Origin of the sequence: Nesterenkonia aethiopica (assembly GCF_039534665.1) — a bacterium.
GTDB classification, from domain to species: Bacteria; Actinomycetota; Actinomycetes; order Actinomycetales; family Micrococcaceae; genus Nesterenkonia; species Nesterenkonia aethiopica.
Genome location: NZ_BAAAVT010000008.1, coordinates 111,508 through 131,670, shown reverse-complemented (window position 1 = coordinate 131,670; position 20,163 = coordinate 111,508). Strand labels below are relative to the sequence as shown.

The 20,163-nt window shown below is 69.9% G+C and carries 20 protein-coding genes; 8 read left to right on the top strand and 12 right to left on the bottom strand.

Annotation, left to right across the window (positions count from 1 at the left end; genetic code table 11):
* The first annotated feature begins 80 nt into the window (after window positions 1-80).
* On the top strand, window positions 81-1,676 hold the full coding sequence (locus tag ABD658_RS07770) for an aminopeptidase P family protein (protein ID WP_344682385.1): 1,596 nt from the start codon (window positions 81-83) through the stop codon (window positions 1,674-1,676).
* Between the two features lie 342 nt (window positions 1,677-2,018).
* A complete protein-coding gene (locus ABD658_RS07765; protein ID WP_344682387.1) occupies window positions 2,019-2,291 on the top strand; it encodes a GlsB/YeaQ/YmgE family stress response membrane protein in 273 nt (90 codons plus the stop codon).
* 15 nt (window positions 2,292-2,306) lie between these two features.
* Here ABD658_RS07765 and ABD658_RS07760 read toward each other — a convergent pair whose 3' ends face one another.
* Both ABD658_RS07760 and ABD658_RS07755 read right to left on the bottom strand, forming a co-directional pair.
* Window positions 2,307-3,116 (bottom strand): YflT domain-containing protein, encoded by an 810-nt coding sequence (locus tag ABD658_RS07760; protein WP_344682389.1) that lies wholly within the window; start codon window positions 3,114-3,116, stop codon window positions 2,307-2,309.
* A gap of 96 nt (window positions 3,117-3,212) precedes the next feature.
* Window positions 3,213-4,022 (bottom strand): hypothetical protein, encoded by an 810-nt coding sequence (locus ABD658_RS07755; RefSeq protein ID WP_344682391.1) that lies wholly within the window; start codon window positions 4,020-4,022, stop codon window positions 3,213-3,215.
* Window positions 4,023-4,104: 82 nt separating this feature from the next.
* Here ABD658_RS07755 and ABD658_RS07750 point away from each other — a divergent pair, with 82 nt between their 5' ends.
* The 4 genes from ABD658_RS07750 to ABD658_RS07735 all read left to right on the top strand — a co-directional run bounded on the left by ABD658_RS07750 (window position 4,105) and on the right by ABD658_RS07735 (window position 9,108).
* The gene (locus ABD658_RS07750; protein WP_344682393.1) at window positions 4,105-5,235 is read left to right on the top strand and encodes an Mrp/NBP35 family ATP-binding protein; all 1,131 of its coding nucleotides are present in this window, start codon (window positions 4,105-4,107) and stop codon (window positions 5,233-5,235) included.
* Between the two features lie 141 nt (window positions 5,236-5,376).
* The gene (locus ABD658_RS07745; RefSeq protein ID WP_344682395.1) at window positions 5,377-6,483 is read left to right on the top strand and encodes a TAXI family TRAP transporter solute-binding subunit; all 1,107 of its coding nucleotides are present in this window, start codon (window positions 5,377-5,379) and stop codon (window positions 6,481-6,483) included.
* A 55-nt stretch (window positions 6,484-6,538) separates the two neighbouring features.
* Window positions 6,539-7,018 carry a DUF1850 domain-containing protein gene (locus tag ABD658_RS07740; protein ID WP_344682397.1) on the top strand — a complete coding sequence of 160 codons (480 nt, stop codon included), beginning with the start codon at window positions 6,539-6,541 and terminating at the stop codon, window positions 7,016-7,018.
* Complete coding sequence (locus ABD658_RS07735; protein ID WP_344682399.1) at window positions 7,015-9,108, top strand: TRAP transporter permease; 2,094 nt, start codon at window positions 7,015-7,017, stop codon at window positions 9,106-9,108. The genes ABD658_RS07740 and ABD658_RS07735 overlap by 4 nt, the downstream gene beginning before the upstream one ends.
* 12 nt (window positions 9,109-9,120) lie before the next feature.
* On the opposite strand, the gene ABD658_RS07730 is transcribed toward ABD658_RS07735, so the two are convergent.
* The 3 genes from ABD658_RS07730 to ABD658_RS07720 all read right to left on the bottom strand — a co-directional run bounded on the left by ABD658_RS07730 (window position 9,121) and on the right by ABD658_RS07720 (window position 12,246).
* Window positions 9,121-10,566, bottom strand: a complete 1,446-nt coding sequence (locus tag ABD658_RS07730; RefSeq protein ID WP_311025700.1) for an APC family permease — start codon at window positions 10,564-10,566, stop codon at window positions 9,121-9,123.
* Window positions 10,567-10,750: 184 nt separating this feature from the next.
* Complete coding sequence (locus ABD658_RS07725) at window positions 10,751-11,413, bottom strand: twin-arginine translocase TatA/TatE family subunit (protein WP_344682402.1); 663 nt, start codon at window positions 11,411-11,413, stop codon at window positions 10,751-10,753.
* A gap of 20 nt (window positions 11,414-11,433) precedes the next feature.
* Window positions 11,434-12,246 carry a hypothetical protein gene (locus tag ABD658_RS07720; RefSeq protein WP_344682404.1) on the bottom strand — a complete coding sequence of 271 codons (813 nt, stop codon included), beginning with the start codon at window positions 12,244-12,246 and terminating at the stop codon, window positions 11,434-11,436.
* 167 nt (window positions 12,247-12,413) lie between these two features.
* Between ABD658_RS07720 and ABD658_RS07715 the strand changes: the two genes are divergently transcribed.
* Entirely contained in the window at window positions 12,414-13,064 is a 651-nt protein-coding gene (locus tag ABD658_RS07715) for an O-methyltransferase (protein WP_344682406.1), read from the top strand.
* Between the two features lie 23 nt (window positions 13,065-13,087).
* Here ABD658_RS07715 and ABD658_RS07710 read toward each other — a convergent pair whose 3' ends face one another.
* The 4 genes from ABD658_RS07710 to ABD658_RS07695 all read right to left on the bottom strand — a co-directional run bounded on the left by ABD658_RS07710 (window position 13,088) and on the right by ABD658_RS07695 (window position 15,407).
* Window positions 13,088-13,258, bottom strand: a complete 171-nt coding sequence (locus ABD658_RS07710; protein ID WP_070161663.1) for a DUF3117 domain-containing protein — start codon at window positions 13,256-13,258, stop codon at window positions 13,088-13,090.
* A gap of 127 nt (window positions 13,259-13,385) precedes the next feature.
* Window positions 13,386-13,676 carry a DivIVA domain-containing protein gene (locus ABD658_RS07705; protein WP_344682409.1) on the bottom strand — a complete coding sequence of 97 codons (291 nt, stop codon included), beginning with the start codon at window positions 13,674-13,676 and terminating at the stop codon, window positions 13,386-13,388.
* Window positions 13,673-14,590 (bottom strand): undecaprenyl-diphosphate phosphatase, encoded by a 918-nt coding sequence (locus ABD658_RS07700; RefSeq protein WP_344682411.1) that lies wholly within the window; start codon window positions 14,588-14,590, stop codon window positions 13,673-13,675. The genes ABD658_RS07705 and ABD658_RS07700 overlap by 4 nt, the downstream gene beginning before the upstream one ends.
* A gap of 4 nt (window positions 14,591-14,594) precedes the next feature.
* Window positions 14,595-15,407 (bottom strand): SIR2 family NAD-dependent protein deacylase, encoded by an 813-nt coding sequence (locus ABD658_RS07695; protein ID WP_344682413.1) that lies wholly within the window; start codon window positions 15,405-15,407, stop codon window positions 14,595-14,597.
* Between the two features lie 80 nt (window positions 15,408-15,487).
* On the opposite strand from ABD658_RS07695, the gene ABD658_RS07690 reads away from it, so the two are divergent.
* Window positions 15,488-15,970, top strand: coding sequence for a DUF4870 domain-containing protein (locus ABD658_RS07690; protein WP_311025694.1), 483 nt, complete (start codon window positions 15,488-15,490; stop codon window positions 15,968-15,970).
* A gap of 25 nt (window positions 15,971-15,995) precedes the next feature.
* Here ABD658_RS07690 and ABD658_RS07685 read toward each other — a convergent pair whose 3' ends face one another.
* From ABD658_RS07685 to ABD658_RS07675, 3 genes are all read right to left on the bottom strand, one after another.
* Entirely contained in the window at window positions 15,996-16,862 is an 867-nt protein-coding gene (locus ABD658_RS07685) for an ABC transporter permease (protein ID WP_070161667.1), read from the bottom strand.
* A complete protein-coding gene (locus tag ABD658_RS07680) occupies window positions 16,859-17,890 on the bottom strand; it encodes an ATP-binding cassette domain-containing protein (RefSeq protein ID WP_344682416.1) in 1,032 nt (343 codons plus the stop codon). The genes ABD658_RS07685 and ABD658_RS07680 overlap by 4 nt, the downstream gene beginning before the upstream one ends.
* Window positions 17,891-18,021: 131 nt before the next feature.
* Window positions 18,022-20,139 (bottom strand): prolyl oligopeptidase family serine peptidase, encoded by a 2,118-nt coding sequence (locus ABD658_RS07675; RefSeq protein ID WP_344682418.1) that lies wholly within the window; start codon window positions 20,137-20,139, stop codon window positions 18,022-18,024.
* Window positions 20,140-20,163: the final 24 nt, after the last annotated feature.

Sequence of the window (20,163 nt, the reverse complement as noted above, 5' to 3'; positions counted from 1 at the left end):
GACTCACTGTATCCGCCACAGCGGGTGAGTGGCCTCGTCCACGGTGGGAGCGGCCGCCGTTAAGTGGAACACTGGTGTCCATGCTCAGTTCGCAGAATCATGCTTCTTCCACTCGGGCGCCCGGCGAGGCGCCGTCGACGACGGCGGACGAGTCCGCCGACCAGCCGCTCGAGGACCGGGGCTCCAACCGGTCCCAGCGCCCCACCTCCGACGCGTTCCGCGAGTTCATGGCGTCCTCCTGGGCGCCGGCCGAGGACGTCCGACACGACCGTGACGCTGTGGCCGACCACGCGGCACAGCGCCGGCGTCGGGTCTCCGAAGCCTTCGCCGGGGAACGGCTGGTGCTTCCGGCGGGACCGCTGAAGGTCCGCTCCAACGACACCGACTACCGCTTCCGCCCGCATTCGGCCTTCGCCCACCTCACCGGGCTGGGGGTCGACCACGAGCCGGATGCGGTCCTGGTGTTCGAGCCCGTGGACGAGGGTGCCGGCGATGACGGCGGCCACCACGAGTGCACGCTGTATTTCAAGCCCATGGCCGGCCGGGACTCCGAGGAGTTCTACGCCGACGCCCGCCACGGCGAGTTCTGGATCGGCCCGCGCCCGGGGCTCGACGAGTTCCGCCAGCGCCTGGGCCTGCGCACCGCCGACCTCTCCGAACTGGAGGTGGCCGCGACCAAGAACGCCGGCGCCGTGGAGATCGGCGGCACCCGGATCCGGCTGCTGCGGGAGGTGGACCTCAACGTCGACGCCCTGGTGGACACCTCCCGCATCAACACCGGCGTGGACCTGGAGGCCTCCGACTCGCTGGACGCCGAGCTGGCCGAGCACCTCTCCGCACTGCGGCTGGTCAAGGACGACTGGGAGGTGGAGCAGCTGCGCACTTCGGTGGCCTCCACGATCGCCGGCTTCCACGACGTCGTCGCCGCACTGCCCCGCGCGGTGGGCCACAGCCGCGGCGAGCGCGTGGTGGAGGGGGCGTTCTTCGCCCGGGCCCGCCTGGAGGGCAACGACCTCGGCTATGACACGATCGCGGCCTCCGGCAACAACGCGACCGTGCTGCACTGGATCCGCAACACCGGCGAGGTGCGCGAGGGCGACCTTCTGCTGCTGGACGCCGGCGTGGAGGCCGACTCCCTCTACACCGCAGACATCACCCGCACCCTGCCGGTGAGCGGCAGCTTCAGCGAGGTGCAGCGGCGGGTCTACGAGGCCGTGCTGGCCGCCGCCGACGCCGCCTTCGAGGTGGTCCGGCCGGGCATCCGCTTCCGCGAGATCCACCAGACCGCCGTGCGCGTGCTCGCCGAGCACCTGGACTCCTGGGGACTGCTGCCGGTGAGTCTCGAGGAGGCCCTGTCCGAGGAGGGTCAGCACCACCGCCGGTGGATGCCGCACGGCACCTCCCACCATCTGGGACTGGACGTGCACGACTGCGCCCAGGCCAAGCGGGAGCTCTACCTGGACGGCGTCCTCGAAGAGGGCATGGTGTTCACCATCGAGCCCGGCCTGTACTTCAAGGCCGAGGACCTCGCGGTGCCCGAGGAGTACCGCGGCATCGGGGTACGGATCGAGGACGACGTGCTGGTCACCGCCGACGGTGCCGAGAACCTCTCGGCTGCGCTCCCTCGGACCGCCGAGGACGTGGAGGCGTGGATGCGCGGGATCTGGGAGCGCTGAGGCCCGCCCTGACCCGGTCAGGCCGGCCGAGCGGCGGGTCTCCCCCACGCTGAGGAGCCCCGGGCGCCCCACCGGCGCCCGGGGCTCTCCTGTGTCTGCGCCCGGCCGTCCTCCGAGCACCTGCCGATTCCAGGAGTCACTTTTGCGCACGTCTCACGCTGCTGACGCGCGTCACTCGGGCGCAGATATGCGCGGATCTGACCCCTCGACGGTCGACGGGATCGCGCTGCCCCTGACGATCACGGTGAAGGCGGCTCATCATTGCTGGTCAGCCGTCGGCGAGCAGTCCTATCCTGACGTCACGGACCAGAAAGGTCCTGACGACCTGCTTAGGAGGCTTCTATGAGTATCATCGGCTGGCTCATCCTCGGTCTCATCGCGGGCGCGATCGCCCGCGCGATCCTGCCCGGCAAGCAGCCCGGAGGGTGGATCGCCGCACTCATCACCGGTGTGCTGGGCGCACTGGTCGGCGGATTCATCGCCTCCGCCATCTTCGGCGTCAACGTCAACGATGCCTTCTTCGACCTCGGCACCTGGCTGTTCGCCATCGGCGGCGGCGTGATCGTGGCGTTCCTCTGGCAGGCCATCACCGGGCGGCGCGGCGCTGAGGCCTGAGGCACTGTCCGCCGATCACTGACGGTCTGACTCCTGGGGCCGGCCCTCCTGTGCCCCGTCAGCTGCAGGGCGGTCGTCGCCCAGCTGCGCCTGCGCAGCCTGGTCCTGCGCCGGCTGCTCCTGCACGGGCTGCTGGTCCACACGGACGCCGAACCGGGGCCTGCCGTCAGGAAGGTCGTCGTAGCCCGCGCGAGGCTGCGCCGCCGAGGCGCCGCCCTGCAGACCAGGATCGCCGGCGCCCTCCGGGGCGCCCGCGGCCGGAGGTGCGACGGCGGCACCTGCCGACGGCTGCTGGTTCGGCGCCGGCTGGTTCGGAGCCAAGGGCTGGGATGTGGGGTCGTCATAGGCGGTCACTCCGCGCACTCCCGCGCCGGGGACGAGCTGCCGCGCCCGGTGGGCCACGGAGAAGTCACAGACGACGTCGAAGGTGGTCGCCACCAGCTGCGACGACGAGGCGAAGTCCCGTCGCCCCTTGCGGATCGCGTAGCTGATCACCCCGACGATCATCCAGATCGCCGTGCCCAGCAGGACCGCCAGCAGCAGGTCCGGAAGACCGGACTCCGGGCTGAACAGCACGATGAGCAGTCCGATGAACGCCCCGAACATGGCGCCCTGCGCCGCACCGGCGCCGGCCACCCGCGGATAGGACAGCCGGGTGCGGATGTGCTCGACGGTCCGCAGGTCGTTGCCCACGATGGAGAGCGCCTTGATGTCGAAGCCGTCGGCGGCGGCCAGGTGGTCCACCACCTTCTGGGCATCCTCATAGGACCGGTAACGGCCCAGGAGCTCACCGCGGGGCAGCCCGCTGTTCTGGGGGGATGTCATCGGAGCATTGGTCGCCATGCCACCATTCTGCCCCGTCCCGGACGCGGTCGGTCCTCGCCCGGCTGTGAGTTCGCACTGGGCGCACCTGTGCGGCGCTCAGCGCCCCAGCTGGTGGACGAGCCCGCGCGGGAGGTCATGCGGACCCCACAGCCGTCCCGGATCCCTCACTCCGCGGACGCGCTGCGGCGGATCGTCGGCAAACCACCAGCCGGGCGGTCTCGGCACGGCGTCGGCAGGGAAGTCTGCCGCCGCGGCCACATGGACGGTGATCTGGTCCACCAGTTGGACCATCGTGGCCAGGCATGCCCGCGCGGCGCCGGCCTGGATCGTGGTCGTGCGCTCCGTGGCCGCATCCGAGAGGGGCACCACGTGGTCGTCGTGGGCCATCTGCTGCGGCAGGCAATGGTGGGCGATCCCGTTGCGCGTGGTGCGCCACCGCCGCAGCTCCTCATCGAGGTCACCGGGCGAACCGTCGGCGCCCAGGGCACCCGTGACAAGCCTCGGGCCCTGCGGTGACCGACCTCGCCACCCGGAGAAGACCTTCACCCGCAGCTCCTCCGGCAGCCTCGACCGTGTCAGACCCGCCAGGATCGCGCGCCAGCCATCGTCGCCCTCCGCCGCGAACACTGATCGGCCGTGCGGGGTCCGCGCAGTGCCGGGCCCGTGCCAGTGCCGGCCCCGGCCCAGGTGGTGCAGATCCACGAGCTGACGTTCCAGCGCAGAGAAGGCCAGCAGGACGATCATGGGGTTGAGCACGCGGCGAGGCTGATCTCCGCGGACCGCACGCTCATTGTGGATCAGCACCAGGTCCACCGCCTCGGAGAGGCGCTCGATCGCCGAGCGGCAGGACTCTTCGAAGGCCTGCTCCTGGTCACCGCGCAACGGATGCGCCCTGCTCTCCTCCATAGTCGCCCAGTATGCCCGCCCCGAGCCGCCGGGACCATGGGCGCGCCTGACGCGACCCGGCCCGCGCCCCTAGACTGGGCGGGTGTCTGATTCCCCCGTCATCGAGCGCATCCGCACCCGACTGTCCGAGGTCCTGGACCCGGAGATCCGGCTGCCGATCACCCAGCTGGGCATGGTCGGCGACATCTCCGTGGACGGCGAAGGTGCCGCGCGGATCCACATCAAGCTGACCATCGAGGGCTGCCCGATGCGCAGCCGCATCGTGGACGACGTCACCGCCGCCGCGGTGCGCGCCGAGGGTGTGACCACGGCCTCCGTCGAGCTGGACGTGATGACCCCGCAGGAGCGCGCCGAGCTCAAGGAGCAGCTGCGCGGCGGCGAGTCCGGACGCATCAACCGGTTCGCCCAACCGGAGAGCCTCACCCGGGTCTACGCGGTGGCGTCGGGCAAAGGCGGGGTCGGCAAGTCCACGGTGACGGTGAACCTGGCCTGCGCCCTGGCCGACCAGGGTCTGAAGGTCGGGCTGATCGACGCCGACATCCACGGCTTCTCGGTGCCGGACCTGATGGGCATCACGGACAGGCCCACCCGCCTGGACGAGATGATCCTGCCACCGGTGGCGCACGGGGTGAAGACCATCTCCATCGGCATGTTCCTGGACGGCAACCAGGCGGTGGCCTGGCGGGGCCCCATGCTCCACCGCGCCGTGGAGCAGTTCCTCACCGACGTGCACTTCGGCGACCTGGACGTCCTGCTGCTGGACCTCCCGCCGGGCACCGGGGACATCGCGATCTCTGTGGCGCAGCTGCTGCCCGGCTCCGAGCTGCTGGTGGTGACCACCCCGCAGGCCGCCGCCTCCTCCATCGCCGAGCGGGCGGGGGCGCTCAGCACCCAGACCGAGCAGAAGGTCGCCGGCGTCGTGGAGAACATGGGACCCATGACGCTGCCGGACGGCAGCACCCTGGACCTGTTCGGCAGCGGCGGCGGGCAGATCGTCGCCGACCGGCTCTCCGACCAGCTGGGGCGAGAGATTCCGCTGCTGGGCAGCGTCCCCCTGGACACGGGCCTGCGCCAGGCCGGCGACGACGGCGCCCCCGCCGTCCTCTCCGCACCCGACTCCCCCGCCGGCACGGCGCTGCGCAGCATCGCCTCCGCGCTCGCCCAGCGGCCCCGGAGCCTGACGGAACGTCGACTGCCGTTCGGCCCGGCCTGAGCCGCCGCCTCCTTCCGCGCCGACAGCGTCGGCTCGTCATCCCTGCTCCGGTGACCCCTCTCGCCTAGGATGGTGCTGTGCATCACAGGACGTCGTGCTGCGCACCTGCACCAGCACCGTAGATCCACGAGGGAGAACACCATGACCCGCACCTATCCTCGAGCCCGGACGGCCGGCGCCGTCCTGGCGACCTCCGCCCTGCTGCTCACCGCCTGCGGCGACGACGGCGACTCCGCGGCCGAAGGCGGCGAGGACGTCGGCAGCCAGGACGCCGACTTCCTGACGATCGCCACCGGAGGCTCCTCCGGGGTGTACTACCAGATCGGCGCCACGATGGCGGACCTGCTCGCGGACGAGCTCGGCGCCGACACCTCTGTGCAGGCCACCGGCGCCTCGGCGGAGAACATCAACCTGCTCACCGACGGCAACGCCGAGATCGCCTTCACCATGGGGGATGCCACCGTGCAGGCCCTCGAGGGCACCGGTCCGTTCGAGGACGACCCCCGCGATGGTCTGCTCGCGATCATGACGATGTACCCGAACACCGTGCAGCTCATCGCGCGGGACGGCGCGGGCATCGAGTCGGTGGAGGACCTCGCCGGCGCCAATGTGGCCGTCGGTGACGTCGGCTCGGGCGTGGAGCTGAACGCGCAGGTGGTCCTGGGCGCCTACGACATGTCCTATGACGACATCAACGAGGACTACCTGTCCTACGCGGAGGCCACCGACCAGATGGCCAACGGACACATCGACGCCCTCTTCGCCACCTCGGGTCTGCCGAACCCGTCGCTGACCGAGCTCGCCACCAACACGGACTTCATCACCGTCCCGATCGACGGGGAAGGCCGGGAGAACCTGCTCAGCGAGTACGAGTTCTTCGGCGAGAGCGTCATCCCGGCGGGCACCTACCAGGACGAGGAGGACGTGGAGACCGTCAGCGTCACCAACCACCTGCTGGCGTCCTCGGAGCTGAGCGAGGAGGCGGTCTACGACATCACCGCCGCCCTGTTCGACAACATCGACCGCATCCACGCCTCCCACGCCGAGGCGGAGAACATCACGCTCGAGACCGCCACCGACGGCCTGGTCGTCCCGCTGCACCCCGGAGCCGCCCAGTACTTCGAGGAGCAGGGTGTGGACACCGGCGCCGAGGACGCGGAGGACGGCGACGCTGATGACGCTGACGACGCTGACGACGCTGACGACGCAGCTGAGGACGACGCTGAGGACGAGGGCGACGACGAGTGACCTCGGCTCGGCGCGAGGAGCTCGGTCCGCACCGGGCTCCGTCCGCGCCCCGGCCATGACTCGACGGCGGCTGCTCACCGGAGTCGGTGGGGCGGCCGCCGTCGTCATCACCGCACCGAGCGCGCTGGCGGGGCTGACCGCCTGCGGATCGGAGCGTCAGCTCATCTGCCGCCACCAGCGCACGCAGGAGGTCTACGCTTCCTGGCCGGTGGAGACCGGAGCGGTCGTCACCCACTCCTGGGTCCATTCCATCGAGCGCTCCCGGTGGACCGACAGCTATCGCGTCGAGGCCGACGGGCTGCTGCTGGTGCGCACAGAGTTCCAGGAGTACGGCGCCGGCATGCCCCTGGACGAAGGTGTGGTCACCCTGGAGGACGGCAGGGTGGTCATCACCGAGATCGACCGCCCCTTCGAGGCGATCCGCTGGATCCACTCGCACCGGGTGGACTATCGCATCGGCATCGACGAGAACACCGATCTCCTCGACCCCCTGCAGCTTCCCGACAACGAACCCGTAGAACTGAGGCCAGCATGATCAGGGAGAAGAAGACCTCCGACGACGGCGCGACAGGCCCGGAGCGCCCACCCGGCGGCGTCCGGCACGACTCCTCCGCCGACGCGACAGAGCTGCCGATCAGCGCGGACGGCACCCTGGAGGTCATTCCCGACTCGGAGGAGGAGCGCCGCGCCCGCGAGCAGGAGGCTGCGGAGGCCGCCGCGAAGTACGACGCCGAGTCCCGAGTCCGACAGACCCGCTGGCGTCCCCTGGCGCTGCTGATCAGCGCGGTGGCGATCTTCACCGCCGTCTACCACCTCTACACGGCCTACTTCGGCGCGCCGCCCACCCTGATCCACCGGTCGCTGCACGTCAGCCTGATCCTGTTCCTGGTCTTCATGCTCTACCCGCCCTCGCGGAAGGCCCAGGCCGCGTGGTGGCGGATCCCCGATGCTGCCCTGGCGCTGCTCTCGCTGGCGCCTGCCTGGTACATGTGGAGCAACTACGAGCAGATCGTGCTCCAGGCAGGACGGTTCACCACCAGTGACATCGTGGTGGCCACCCTGCTGGTGGTGCTGGTGCTGGAGGCCGCCCGTCGTGTGACCGGCTGGGCGCTGCCCATCCTGGCGCTGCTGTTCGTGCTCTTCGGACTCTACGGGCGCGAGCTGCCCGGACTCCTGCGGCACCGCGGCTACGACTGGAACACCCTGGCCGACCAGTTCTACACCACCACCGAGGGGATCTTCGGCACCGCCATCGGCGTCTCCTCGACCTACATCTTCCTGTTCATCCTCTTCGGCGCCTTCCTGGCGAAGTCCGGAATGAGCCAGATGTTCAACGACCTCGCGCTGGCGATCGCCGGACAGGGCCGCGGCGGCCCCGCGAAGGTCGCCACCCTGGCCTCCGGGTTCATGGGCTCGATCAACGGCTCGGCCATCGCCAACGTGGTCTCCACCGGGGCGTTCACCATCCCGCTGATGAAGAAGATCGGCTACAGCCGCAACTTCGCCGGGGCTGTGGAGTCCAGTGCCTCCGTCGGCGGCCAGGTGCTCCCGCCGATCATGGGTGCGGCGGCCTTCATCATGGCCGAGACCATCGGCGTTCCATACACCACCGTGGCCCTGGCGGCCATCGTCCCGGCACTGCTGTACTACGTCAGCCTGATCGCGCAGATCCACCTGCGGGCCACCCGGATGGGGCTGCAGGGCATCGCCAAGGAGAACCTGCCGGATGTGCTGGGCGTCCTCAAGGACCGCGGCCACCTGCTGATCCCGCTGGTGTTCCTGCTCTACATGCTGTTCTTCTCCGGGCGCACCATCCTGTACTCGGCGTTCCTGACCATCCTGGTGACCATCGCCGTGGCCATGCTGCGGCGCACCAGCCGGATGAGTCTGCGGGACATCCTCCAGGCGTTGGAGGACGGCACCCGGTCGGCCCTCGGCGTCGCGGTGGCCTGCGCTTCGGTGGGCGTGATCGTGGGAGTGGTGACGATCTCCGGATTCGGGGTGACACTGGCCTCGGCGATCGTGCAGCTCTCCGGCGGGGTGCTGTTCTGGACGTTGGTGATGACGATGCTGGCCTGCCTGGTCCTCGGCATGGGACTGCCCTCGATCCCGGCCTACATCGTCACCGCCACCATGGCAGCCCCTGCGCTGACCACGCTCGGGGTGGAGCCCCTGGTGGCCCACCTGTTCGTCTTCTACTTCGGCCTGTTCGCGAACATCACCCCACCGGTGGCGCTGGCGGCCTTCGCCGCCTCGGGCATTAGCGGGGGCAAGCCCATGGCCACCGGCGGGGCGGCCTTCAAGCTGGCCTCCGCCGGCTTCGTGATCCCCTACATGTTCGTCTACAACCCGGACCTGCTGCTGCGCGACGTCGACCTGCTCACCGGAGTGACGGTGGTCGCCTCCGCCCTGGTGGCGGTGCTGCTGCTGGGTGTCGCACTGGAGGGCCACTTCATGGTGGTCGTGGCCTGGTATCTGCGCCTCGTGCTGGCCGTCGGCGCGGTGATGATGCTCTCCGCCGACGTCCTCTACGACGTGATCGGCGTGGCCCTGGTGATCGCCGTGCTGGGGGTGCAGCTGCTCAGGGCCCGCAGCGCCGGCAAGCTGAGCCTGAAGGCCATCTGATCCGTCCGGCGCTCAGCCGGAGCGGCGACGACGCCGGGCGGCGAGGGCGGCCAGCAGGTCCTCCTCCGCCCGGGGCCCGGGCGTCACCCCGCCGGGCAGGCGGAGCATGAAGGTGATGCCCAGCAGCCACCACAGCCCGAACATGATCCAGGGCTGGGGCTCCAGGAACGCCGGCATGCCCGGCAGGTAGAGGATCAGCATCAGCGCGGAGGACGCGACGGCGGCCACGCCGACGGCCGTCCCTGCGGCCTGCGAGCCGCTGCCGACCTTCATGGGCCGAGGCATGTCCGGCTCGCGGCGGCGCAGCACCAGGAACACCAGGGCGACCAGCAGGTAGGTGATCACGATGCTCGGCGACCCGGAGTCCACCAGCCAGACGAGCATCACCTCACCGAAGAACGGGGCGATCACCGAGATCCCGCCGATGAACAGCAGCGCGTTGACCGGGGTGCCGTTGCGGCGGTGCAGCACGGCGAACCATGCAGGCAGCATGCCCGAGTTCGCCATGGCCCAGATGAGCCGGGAGGCGCCGATGAGGAACGCGTTCCAGGAGGTCAGCAGACCCGCGAGGCCTCCGGCCACCACCAGGTTCCCCCAGAACTGGGAGCCCATGAGCACCGCCATGGCGTCGGCGGTCGCGAGATCGAAATCGCCCATCTCAGTGGCCGGCAGCGCCACCGAGGTGGTCAGCACGATCAGGATGTAGAACGCGGCCGCGGCGAGCACCGAGACGACCACCAGGCGACCGATCTTCCGGGCCGGAAGGTTGACCTCCTCCGCGGACTGCGGGATGACGTCGAAGCCGACGAAGAGGAAGGGCACCATCACCAGCACGGCGATGATGCCGGCCCCGCCCCCGGTGAACAGAGGCTCCGCATGGGAGGGCTCCCCGCCGAAGATCGCAGCGGCCAGCATGACCACGGCCACCACCACCACGAAGATGATCACCGAGGTCTGGAAGAGGCTGGCCGGCTTGATGCCGCGGATGTTCAGCCAGGTCAGCAGCACCGCGGTGCCGGATCCGATGAGCGCCCAAGTCAAGTGCACCTGGGAATCGGCGATCGTCCACAGCGGGATCTGATGCACCTGCGGGAAGATGTAGGCCACCGTACGAGGGATGGCCACCGCCTCGAAGGCGACGACGGTGATGTAGCCACCCACGATGCCCCAGGAGCCGAGCAGCGCCAACCGCGGGTCGAAGCCTCGCAGCAGGTAGTTGTGCTCCCCGCCGGCCAGGGGCATCGCCGAGACCAGCTCGGAATAGACCAGCCCGACCAGTGCCATGATGATCGCGCCGATGACGAAGGCGGTCACAGCGCCGAACGTGCCGGCGCTGTTCAGCCAATCTCCGGTCAGCACGATCCAGCCGAAGCCGATCATCGCGCCGAATCCGAGGAAGAACGTCTCCAGACTTCCCAGGGACTTGATGAATCGTCGTTCCGTCGTCGCCTCACCCATGTGGTCCTCCCGGCCTCGCCTCGTCCAGCGGTGTGACGCCCTCCGCTGAAGGTGTGGACCACACGATAGGCGCGTCAGAGGGACGTGTCCTCAGAGGTTTCGAGTCCGACCTGAGGGAGCGCCGGCGGACCCGGCACCGGCGGAGGGACCACCGGATGACGGACCGTGAGCTGACGGACCCGGCTCAGGTGGCGTCGACGTCGAAGGGCGCCGGCGTCGGGGGCGTGTCGGCCGATCCCGCACCGTCGCCGTCGTCGAGCGAGGCCGAGCCGGTGATTCCGGCGACGGAGGCACCGGCCAGCCCGGCCGCCAGTGCGCCCGAGCTCTTGGCGTCCTTCCCGGCCCCGAAGACCTCCCGGGGGTCTGCGGACTTCTGGTGGTGGGCGGCCCCAGCGGTGCCGGCACGGCGGGCGGCTCCGCCGTCGCGGCCAGACCCGGTCGTGCTGCGGGCTCCTGGCGTCGCGCCGCGGGCTCCTGCGCCGCTGCCCCCGGACCCGCTGCTGCGGGACCCGCTTGCACCGCTCCGGGGGCGCCGAGGCGGCTCCAGACGGGCCGCGTCCCGCACCTCCCCCACGGCGCGCCGGGTGGTGTCGACCTCCTCAGCCAGCGCCTCGCGGATGATCCGCCGGGGGTCGTACTGCCGGGGGTCGTACTTCTTCCAGTCGACGTCGTCGAAGTCGGTCCCGGTCTCCTCCTTGAACTGCTTCTTGGCATCCTCAGCCATGCCCCGGGCCTTGCGGACCCATTCAGCGAGCGTCTGGGCATACTGCGGCAACCGTTCCGGGCCGAGGATGACCAGAGCGAGCACCACCAGGATGATGAGCTCGTAACCGTTGATACCAAGCACAGACCAAATCTACCGTGAACTCAGTCGTTCCATCGGAACAGCTCGTCCAGGCCCCGGGCCAGACGGTCCCTGGCGGAAGGGTCGGTGGGCAGCATCTGCACCCGAGCCCGGTCGGAGGCCATCACCCAGTCCGCCACCTGCTCCGCCGAGGACTCGGCCAGGTTCGAGGTGATCACATACTGCGCGTCGTCCGTCTCCACCGCCGCAGTCCAGCGGTCCCCGGCCCGGGAGACGAAGAGGTCGCAGCCCTCCCCCGTGCCCAGGGTGACCCGATAGTGCTCCACCAGATCCTCGTCCAGGATGGGAGCCAGCTTCTCCCGCAGCGAGGTGAGACCGACGTCCTCTGACTCCGAGCGGGTCTCCGCCACGCTGATGCGGTCCGCTCCGTCGGCCAACTGCAGCTCCACCGTGCGGACGCCGTCGACCACCCCGGTCTCCAGCCGCTGCGGCTCGAAGCCGAAGCCGAAGTCCACCAGGTGCCCCACGGTCCAGCCTAGCGGCTTGAGGTCGTCCAGGTGGTCCAGTCGCAGCTCGTGGACGGTGGTCGTGGTCAGGGCGCCGGGCAGCTGCGCGGTCCCGTCGGCCTGGACCAGCGGCTCGGAGGCGCCGGCCGGGGCCGACGTGGCCGGGGAGCCGACGCCGCCGTCGGCGGGCGCCAGCGCCTCCACGGAGGCCGGCGCGGAGACGGCGCGGCCGCCGAGGACCCATGCCGCGGCGAACACCACGACGGCCCCCATGACGGCGACCATGAGGCACATCACCACCAGCCAGCCGGCTCGGGGCCTGGCTGACCGGTCGTCGCTGAGGTGACGGCGCGTGGCGGACGGGGACATCGGGGACCATTGTGAGAGCAGAGTCTGGGTGCGCGCTGTGAATATCCTGAGAAGGCTCGCGGCTCTATAGGATGGGGACGAGCCCGGCGGCGACTCTCGCTCCGGCCCCGAGTCCGGGCCCGCCTCGGCGCTTCCCGCAGAGCCCGAGGTCAGCGCAGGAAGGATCTATGAGAGCCCTCACCAGTCCCCAGACGGCCAAGCACGCCAGCTGGGAGTACGCCGAACAGCATCATGCTGAGGATCACATCCTCGAGGCGGCCCGACGTCGGGGAGAGGACCTCGGCGTCACTCCTGTGAGCGAGGGCGTGGCCGCCACCCTGACGGTGCTCGCCGCCGCCATGGGCGCCCGAGGGCTCGTGGAGGTCGGCACCGGCGTCGGCGTCTCCGGACTGTCGCTGCTGCGCGGAGCCGCGCCGGACGCGGTGCTCACCAGCATCGATCCCGACGCCGATCATCTGCAGGCGGCGCGGACCACGTTCAAGGAATCAGGGGTGCCCTCGGCCCGCACCCGCCTGATCACCGGCCGCGCAGAGGAGGTGCTTCCCCGCCTGACCAGCGGCGGCTACTGCCTCGTGCACCTGGATGCGGACAGCCCGGAGCTCGACGAGTTCGTGGAGCAGGGGGTGCGCCTGCTGCGCCCGGGCGGGCTGCTGGCCGTCAACGACGCCCTCGACCACGACCGGCTGCCACGTCCCGCGGTCCGGGAAGAGTCCACCCGCCGGAGGCGCGCGGTGGAACGCTCAGTGCGCGACGACGAGCGCCTGGTCACCACGATGCTCGGCACCGGGACCGGGCTGCTCGTCGCCGTCAAGCGCTGAGCCGGAAGGCCCTGGACAGGGGATCACTCCCCCACGGCGTCGACCAGGCACTCCTTGAGGGCCTGTGCCTCCTCCTCGTTGATCTCCAGCACCAGGCGACCACCACCGTCGATGGGCACCCGCATGATGAGGCTGCGTCCTTCCTGAGCTACCTCCATAGGACCGTCGCCGGTACGCGGTTTCATTGCAGCCATCGAGTGCTTCCCTTCTGGTGTTCCTCTGTGCGGATGTGTGACACATCCGTCTCCATTATCCCCCACATGGGAGGAATGTCACCCGGACGGCCGGTGAACGTCCTGATCAGCGCGGCATCTTCGCCTGTCACCCGGGTGTGTCTTCGCCCCTCTCCCTGGAGTCCTGCTCCAGCTGGGCGGTGAGAGCGTCCAGCAGGGCCTCCACCTGGTCCATGCGATATCCGCGCAACGCCGGGTCCAGGCGGAGTCCGCGCAGGTCGTCGGCGGTGAGCGGACGGCCCTCTCGCGCGGCGAGGAGAGACGTGACGTCGTCACCGGGCGGCAGCTCGGCAGGCGGCGCCGCTCCTTCGACACGGCCTGTCAGCAGCACGACGACGGCGCCCAGCAGCGCGATCGCGAGCAGGTAGAGCCAGATCACGGGGCCGCCTCCTCGTCGACGACGGTCGGCGCGTCGTCTGCAGCCGCGAGCTCGAGCGCGTCATCCTCCGGCTGGAGGATGAGGGTCACGATCGCCAGGAGGATCACGTACACCGCGAAGACCCGGAAGTGACCCCGATAGAGCATGCGCAGCACCAACCACAGGGCTCCGGCCCCGACGACGGCGGACACCACGAAGGCAACGACATAGGCGTCGACGCCCACCCCGAGCGGGCCCCGATGGTCGAGCAGGCTCAACGACTGGACGCCCGTGGCGGCGACGATGGTCGGGATGGCCACGAAGAAGCTGTACTGTGCGGCGATCTTGCGGTGCATGCCCAGGGCGAGCGCCATGGCGATGGTCAGCCCGGAGCGGCTCAGCCCGGGGAACAGCGCGGCGGCCTGGGCCAGGCCGATCAGCAGCGCGACCCAGATGGTCATCTGCGCCGCGCCGCGCCAGGTCTCACGCACCGAATCCGTCCACCACAGGATCGCCCCGGTGACCAGCAGCATCAGCGACACCGCCCACGGCGTGGCGAACACTCCGGTGCCGTATTCGCGGACCAGCAGTCCCAGCACGCCGGTCACCCCGGTGGTGACCACGCCGAAGAGCATGAGCTTCAGGTGGATCATGTGGCGCAGGGTGCGACGTCGCGCCCACCACCGCAGCTCCCGGAGGGTTCCGGAGAGCAGGCGCCCCAGAGGACGATGCATCACCACCACCACGGAGACCATCGTCCCCAGGTGGACCACCAGGTTGAACAGGAGCATCTCCGGGGTCTCCGGAGACGGCAGCGGCGAGCCGGTCGCCGCCATCCAGTGCTGGGTCAGCACCAGGTGGGAGGAGGAGCTCACCGGGATGAACATGAACAGCCCCTGGATCACGCCCAGGAGCACGGATTCCCACAGCGTCAACGCGTCACCTTCTGTCGAGGGGGATGCCGGCGGCGGCCAGCAGCCGGGGCAGGACCTCGCCGGAGCGGCCGCGGATCGCGAAGTCCATGACCTCCGTCAGCCCGGTCTCCTCCGGGTTGATCTCGATCAGCGGGACGCCACGCTCCAGGCCCAGCAGGGGCAGCGACGCCGCCGGCTGCACGATGCCGGAGGTGCCCACCACGATCACCAGGTCGCTGGCGCGGATGGCGGCGGTGGCGGCGTCGAAGGCCTCCGCCGGGAGCATCTCCGAGAACCAGACGACGTCGGGGCGCGCGAGCCCCTCCTGGCAGGCCGGACAGCGGGGAGGCTGCTCAGGCTCGGGCGGGACTGTGAACCCATCGTAGGCCGGGTCGGGAACTTCGACGGGCTCTTGGCAGTCGGCGCAGCGATGGGTGGTGATGCTGCCATGCAGGTGGGCCAGGACGTCCGTGCCGGCACGTTCGTGGAGGTCGTCGACGTTCTGCGTGACCGCCGCCAGCCAACCGCCCTGGTCGGCGAGGTGGCGCTGCCAGGCCGCCAGCGCGCGATGCCCGGGGTTCGGCTCGACCGCGGCGATGAGTGCCTGCCGCCAGCGGTACCAGGTCCACACCAGGGCCGGATCCGCCTCGAAGGCGTCCGGGGTGGCCAGCTCCTCGGCGGAGAACCGCTCCCAGAGACCGCGCTGGACCTCCCGAAAGGTGGGCACGCCGGATTCGGCGGACATTCCGGCTCCGCTGAGCGCCACCACCTGGCGCGCCTCACGGACCAGGGTGACGACGTCCTCCGGCACCGATTCGGTCACAGACAGCTCTCGCATGCTGACCACCGTATCCACTGAGCCGCCCGCGCACTAAGCTGAGCATCACCTGGACGCTCATCACGATGCGAGGAGGAGCCATGACACAGCCCCCGACTGGGCAGGGCCCTGAGCCCGTGGACCCGCAGGATGCCCACAACGCCCCGGGACAGCCCCACCCGGCAGACCCCGGACAGCCCGGGCCCGGACAGCCGCAGCAGTCCGCCTACGGCGGGGTGCCGGCCGGTCCTGTGCGGCCGCTCACCCCCGGTGAGGAGCAGGGTTGGGGCGTGGCCGTCCACCTTGGCGGCGTGTTCCTGTCCTGGCTGGTCCCGCTGGTGGTGTGGCTCGTCTTCCGCGAACGCAGCCGGATGATCGACGACCACGGCAAGGAGGCCCTGAACTTCCAGATCACGCTGTTCATCGCCTATGTGGTCGGCGGCATCCTGACCGTCATCCTCATCGGCGCGCTGATCATCTTCATCGCCTGGGTCTGCGCGATCGTCTTCGGGATCATGGCGGCCATCGCCGCCTACAACAGGCGTCCCTACCGGTATCCGATCAGCATCCGCTTCATCAAATGAGCCGCGCCGGGCACACCCGGGCCGCTCAGCTCTTCCGGTTGTAGATGAGCATGGACAGCGGCCCGAAGACCACCACCAGCACCGCACAGTAGACCAGCACCATGGTCAGGCCGCCGACGTCGTAGGTGCCGTCCATGAGATCCCGGACCGCGGCGACGACGGTGGAAACCGGGTTGATCTCCGCGAAGGCCCGCACGGGGCCCGGCATGGTCTGCGGATCCGCAAAGATGTTCGACACGAAGGTCAGCGGCATCAAGATGAACATGGACACCCCCATGGCGGCCTGCTCGGTGCGCATCAGCAGCGCCACCGTGGTCCACACCCAGGACAGGCAGAAGCTGAAGACCAGCAGCAGCGCGAAGGCCGCGACCGCACCGGTCAGCCCACCGCCGGGGCGGAATCCCATGATGACGCCCACCACCAGGATGATCACCCCCGCGATGGTGTAGCGCACCTGGTCGCCGAGCAGCGCGCCCACCAGCTGCGCGGGCCGCCAGGTGGGCAGGGAGCGGAAGCGGTCGAAGACGCCCTTGGAGATGTCCCGATTCAGGGTCAGCCCCGTGTACATGGTGATCATCACCAACGTCTGCACGAAGACCCCGGGGATCAGGAACTGCACGTAGGCGTCGACGGCGGACTGTGAGTCGCCTCCCGCCATCGCCTCACCGATGGCCCCGCCGAACACGTACGTCATCATCACCGTCATCATGATCGGGAAGATCGTGACGTCGAAGAGCTGCTCGGGGACGTGCTTGATCTTCAGCAGCGCGCGCCAGCCATAGGTCATCGAGGCACTGAAGGCACCGGCCCGGGCGGGGCGGTCCTCCGGGCTGACCAGGATGTGGCGGATCCGCTCGGACTCGTGCAGCGTGGTGGTCCCGTTGATGCTCATCGGATGGTCGCCTCCGCCTGGTCGTCTGGGCCGCCGTCGGTCTCGTCGGCGGCGGCCCCCTCCTCTTCGCCTTCGTGCTCGGCGCGATGCCCAGTCAGCGCCAGGAAGACCTCGTCCAGGCTGGGCTGGCCCAGGGCGAAGGTCTCGACGTCGATATGCGCCTCCTCCAGGGCGCTCAGGGCCGCTGCGGCCCGGGATCGCTCATTGAGCCGCGCGGTCAGCGCCGTCGGATCAGGCTCCCGGGTGACCTCGGCCTCGATCGTGCGAGCCAGCAGCTCCGCCGCCTGCTCCCGGTCTGCGGGCTCGACCACCCGGACGGTCAGCGCACCGGAACCGACCTGCGCCTTGAGCTGGCCGGGCGTGCCTTCGGCAATCACCCGACCGTGGTCGATGACGGCCAGCCGGTCCGCCAGCTGGTCCGCCTCCTCCAGGTACTGGGTGGTCAGCAGCACAGTGGTGCCGGCCCCCACCAGGGTCCGGATGATGTCCCAGACCTGGTTCCGGGACCGCGGATCGATCCCGGTGGTGGGCTCGTCCAGAAAGATCAGCTCCGGGGTGACCAGCAGGGAGCCCGCGATGTCCAGGCGACGGCGCATGCCGCCGGAGTACTTCTTCACCTGGCGACCCGCCGCCTCGGCGAGCCCGAAGGCCTCCAGGAGCTCGTGGCCCCGGCGCCGCGCGGTCCGGCCGGGGAACCCGAGCAGACGGCCCAGCAGCACGAGGTTCTCGATGCCGGTGAGGTCTTCGTCCAGCGAGGCGAACTGACCCGTCAGGGCGATCTTCTCGCGGATGGTCGCGGGTTCGGCGAAGACGTCATGACCCAGCACGCGGGCTTCGCCGCCGTCGGGACGCAGCAGGGTGGCGAGCATCCGGATCACGGTGGTCTTGCCGGCGCCGTTGGGCCCCAGCACTCCGTAGATGCCCCCACGGGAGATGGAGAGATCGACGCCGTCCACGGCGGTGTTGTCGCCGAATCTCTTGACCAGGCCGCGGGTCTCGACGGCCGGATCCGCTGTCGGCACGCTCATGCGTGCTCCTTTCTCCAGCAGGGTGATGAGGAGGACCCGGACAGCATACCGTACGCCGTACTCAGATTCCCAGTGGGTCCGGCGTCCCCGGCGCACCGCCCGCAGCCCTGGAGAGAGCTTCCGGCACGGGATCAGCTGAGCTGCTGCTGGAGGAACCGGTAGATGAAGCTGTTGAGCCGGGCCTGCTGCTCAGGGCTGGCGGCGCCGCCGTGTCCTCCCTCAGTGTTCTCCCAGTACCTCACATCGGCCCCCAGGGATTCCAGAGCTGCCGTCATCTTGCGGGCATGCCCCGGGTGGACCCGGTCGTCCCGCGTGGAGGTGGTCAGCAGGACCGCCGGATATCGACGCCCCTCCTGCAGCAGGTGATAGGGGGAGAAGCCCCGGATGAACTCCCAGTCCTCAGTGTCCGGGTCCCCATACTCGGCGCGCCAGGAGGCTCCGGCCAGGAGATGGGAGAATCGCTTCATGTCCAGCAGCGGCACCTGGATGACCACCGCTCCGAACAGCTCGGGATACTGCGTGAGCATGTTCCCGGTGAGCAGGCCGCCGTTGGAGCCTCCGCGGCAGGCCAGCTGCGGCACCGTGGTGACGCCGGTGGCCACCAGGTCCTTCGCGACGGCGGCGAAGTCCTCATAGGCGAGATGCCTGTTCTCCCGCAGCGCAGCACGGTGCCAGTCCGGGCCGTACTCGCCGCCGCCGCGGATGTTGGCCACCGCGTAGACTCCGCCCGACTCCAGCCAGGTCTTGCCGACCACCCCCAGATAGCCCGGGGTCATCGAGATCTCGAAGCCGCCGTAGCCGTAGAGCATCGTGGGCCGCGGCGCCGCGCCGGAGCCTTCGGCCAGCAGCTCCTGCGGGCCGACCAGGAAGTAGGGCACCCGCGTGCCGTCATCGCTGGTGGCGAAACGCTGCACCGAGGTCAGGCCGGAGGCGTCGAAGCGCTCCGGAGCGGACTTCAGCGCCTCGTGCGTCTCCTGCCCGCCGTCGAGCAGCCCGGAGAGGTCCCCCAGGTGCAGAGTGGTGGGCTTGAGGTGGTCCTCGGAGGTGATCCAGACCTGCTCGGACTCCTCCGGGTCCACCGCCGCCACGGACAGGGTGCCGGTCAGATCCTCGAAGACCGGCGACCGGCGCCAGTCGGTGGGGCTCTGCGAGGTGCGGACATGGGCCTCCAGCCGGTGCACCACGTCCTGCATGACGGTCAGCACCAGGCACTGCGGTGTGGCGGTGACGTCCTGCAGCGAGGTGGATGCGTCCGGGGTGAACAGCGCCGTCAGCTCGGCTCGGCCGGCCATGAAGTCGTCGATGTCGGCGACCACCAGCGAACCGCCGGGGAACGTCTGCCCCTGCAGGGTCGTCTCGGTGCGGGGCATGAACAGGAAGAGATCGCGATGGATGCTGACCCGCACATCGGTGGGGACCGCCACACGACGCAGGCCGCCGTCGTCGATCAGCAGGGTCTCCCGGTCATAGAAGCCCAGCACGCGCACCGCGATGTCGCGTTCGAACCCAGGGGTGCCGAGGTGTCCGGCGGCGGCCACCATGTGGTCGGGCTCCACGGAGACCACCGTCTCGGCCTCCTGAAGGGGCGTGCCGCGGCGCCACCGGCGGCAGGCGCGCGGATACCCGGAGGTGGTGACGGCGTCCTCACCGTGATCGGTGCTGATGTAGACGGTGTCCGCGTCGATCCAGCTCACGGAGCCTTTGCCCTCGGGCTTGGCGAATCCGCCCTCCTCGGGATCCACGAATCGGCGCTCAACAAGGTCGAACTCTCGGGTGACGTCGGCGTCCGAGCCGCCCCGGGACAGCGAGACCAGAGCGTGCCGCCACGGCTCACCGTCCTGCCGGGGCCGCAGCACAGTGGCGCCGTGCCACACCCAGGTCACGCCTTCGGCGGCGGAGAGCTCGTCGAGGTCGATCAGCACGTCCCACTCGGGCTCGTCCGTGCGGTAGGACTCTTCGGTGGTGCGGCGCCAGATACCCTGCGGGTGCTCGGCGTCGGTCCAGAAGTTGTAGAGGTGCGCTCCGCGGCGGGACACCACGGGGATGCGGTCGCTCGCGTCGAGGATCTCGCGGATGTCGGACTGCAGAGCCTCGAAGGTGTCGTCGACCAGCTCCTCCTCGGCGCGGGCGTTGCGCGCCCGCACCCAGGCCAGTGCGTCGTCGCCGGTGACCTCCTCCAACCACAGATGCGGGTCGGCGTCAGGGGCGATGAGCGGCTGCACGGAACGGTTGCCAGAGGTAACTGTCATGGGAGAATCCTACTCCGGATCCCC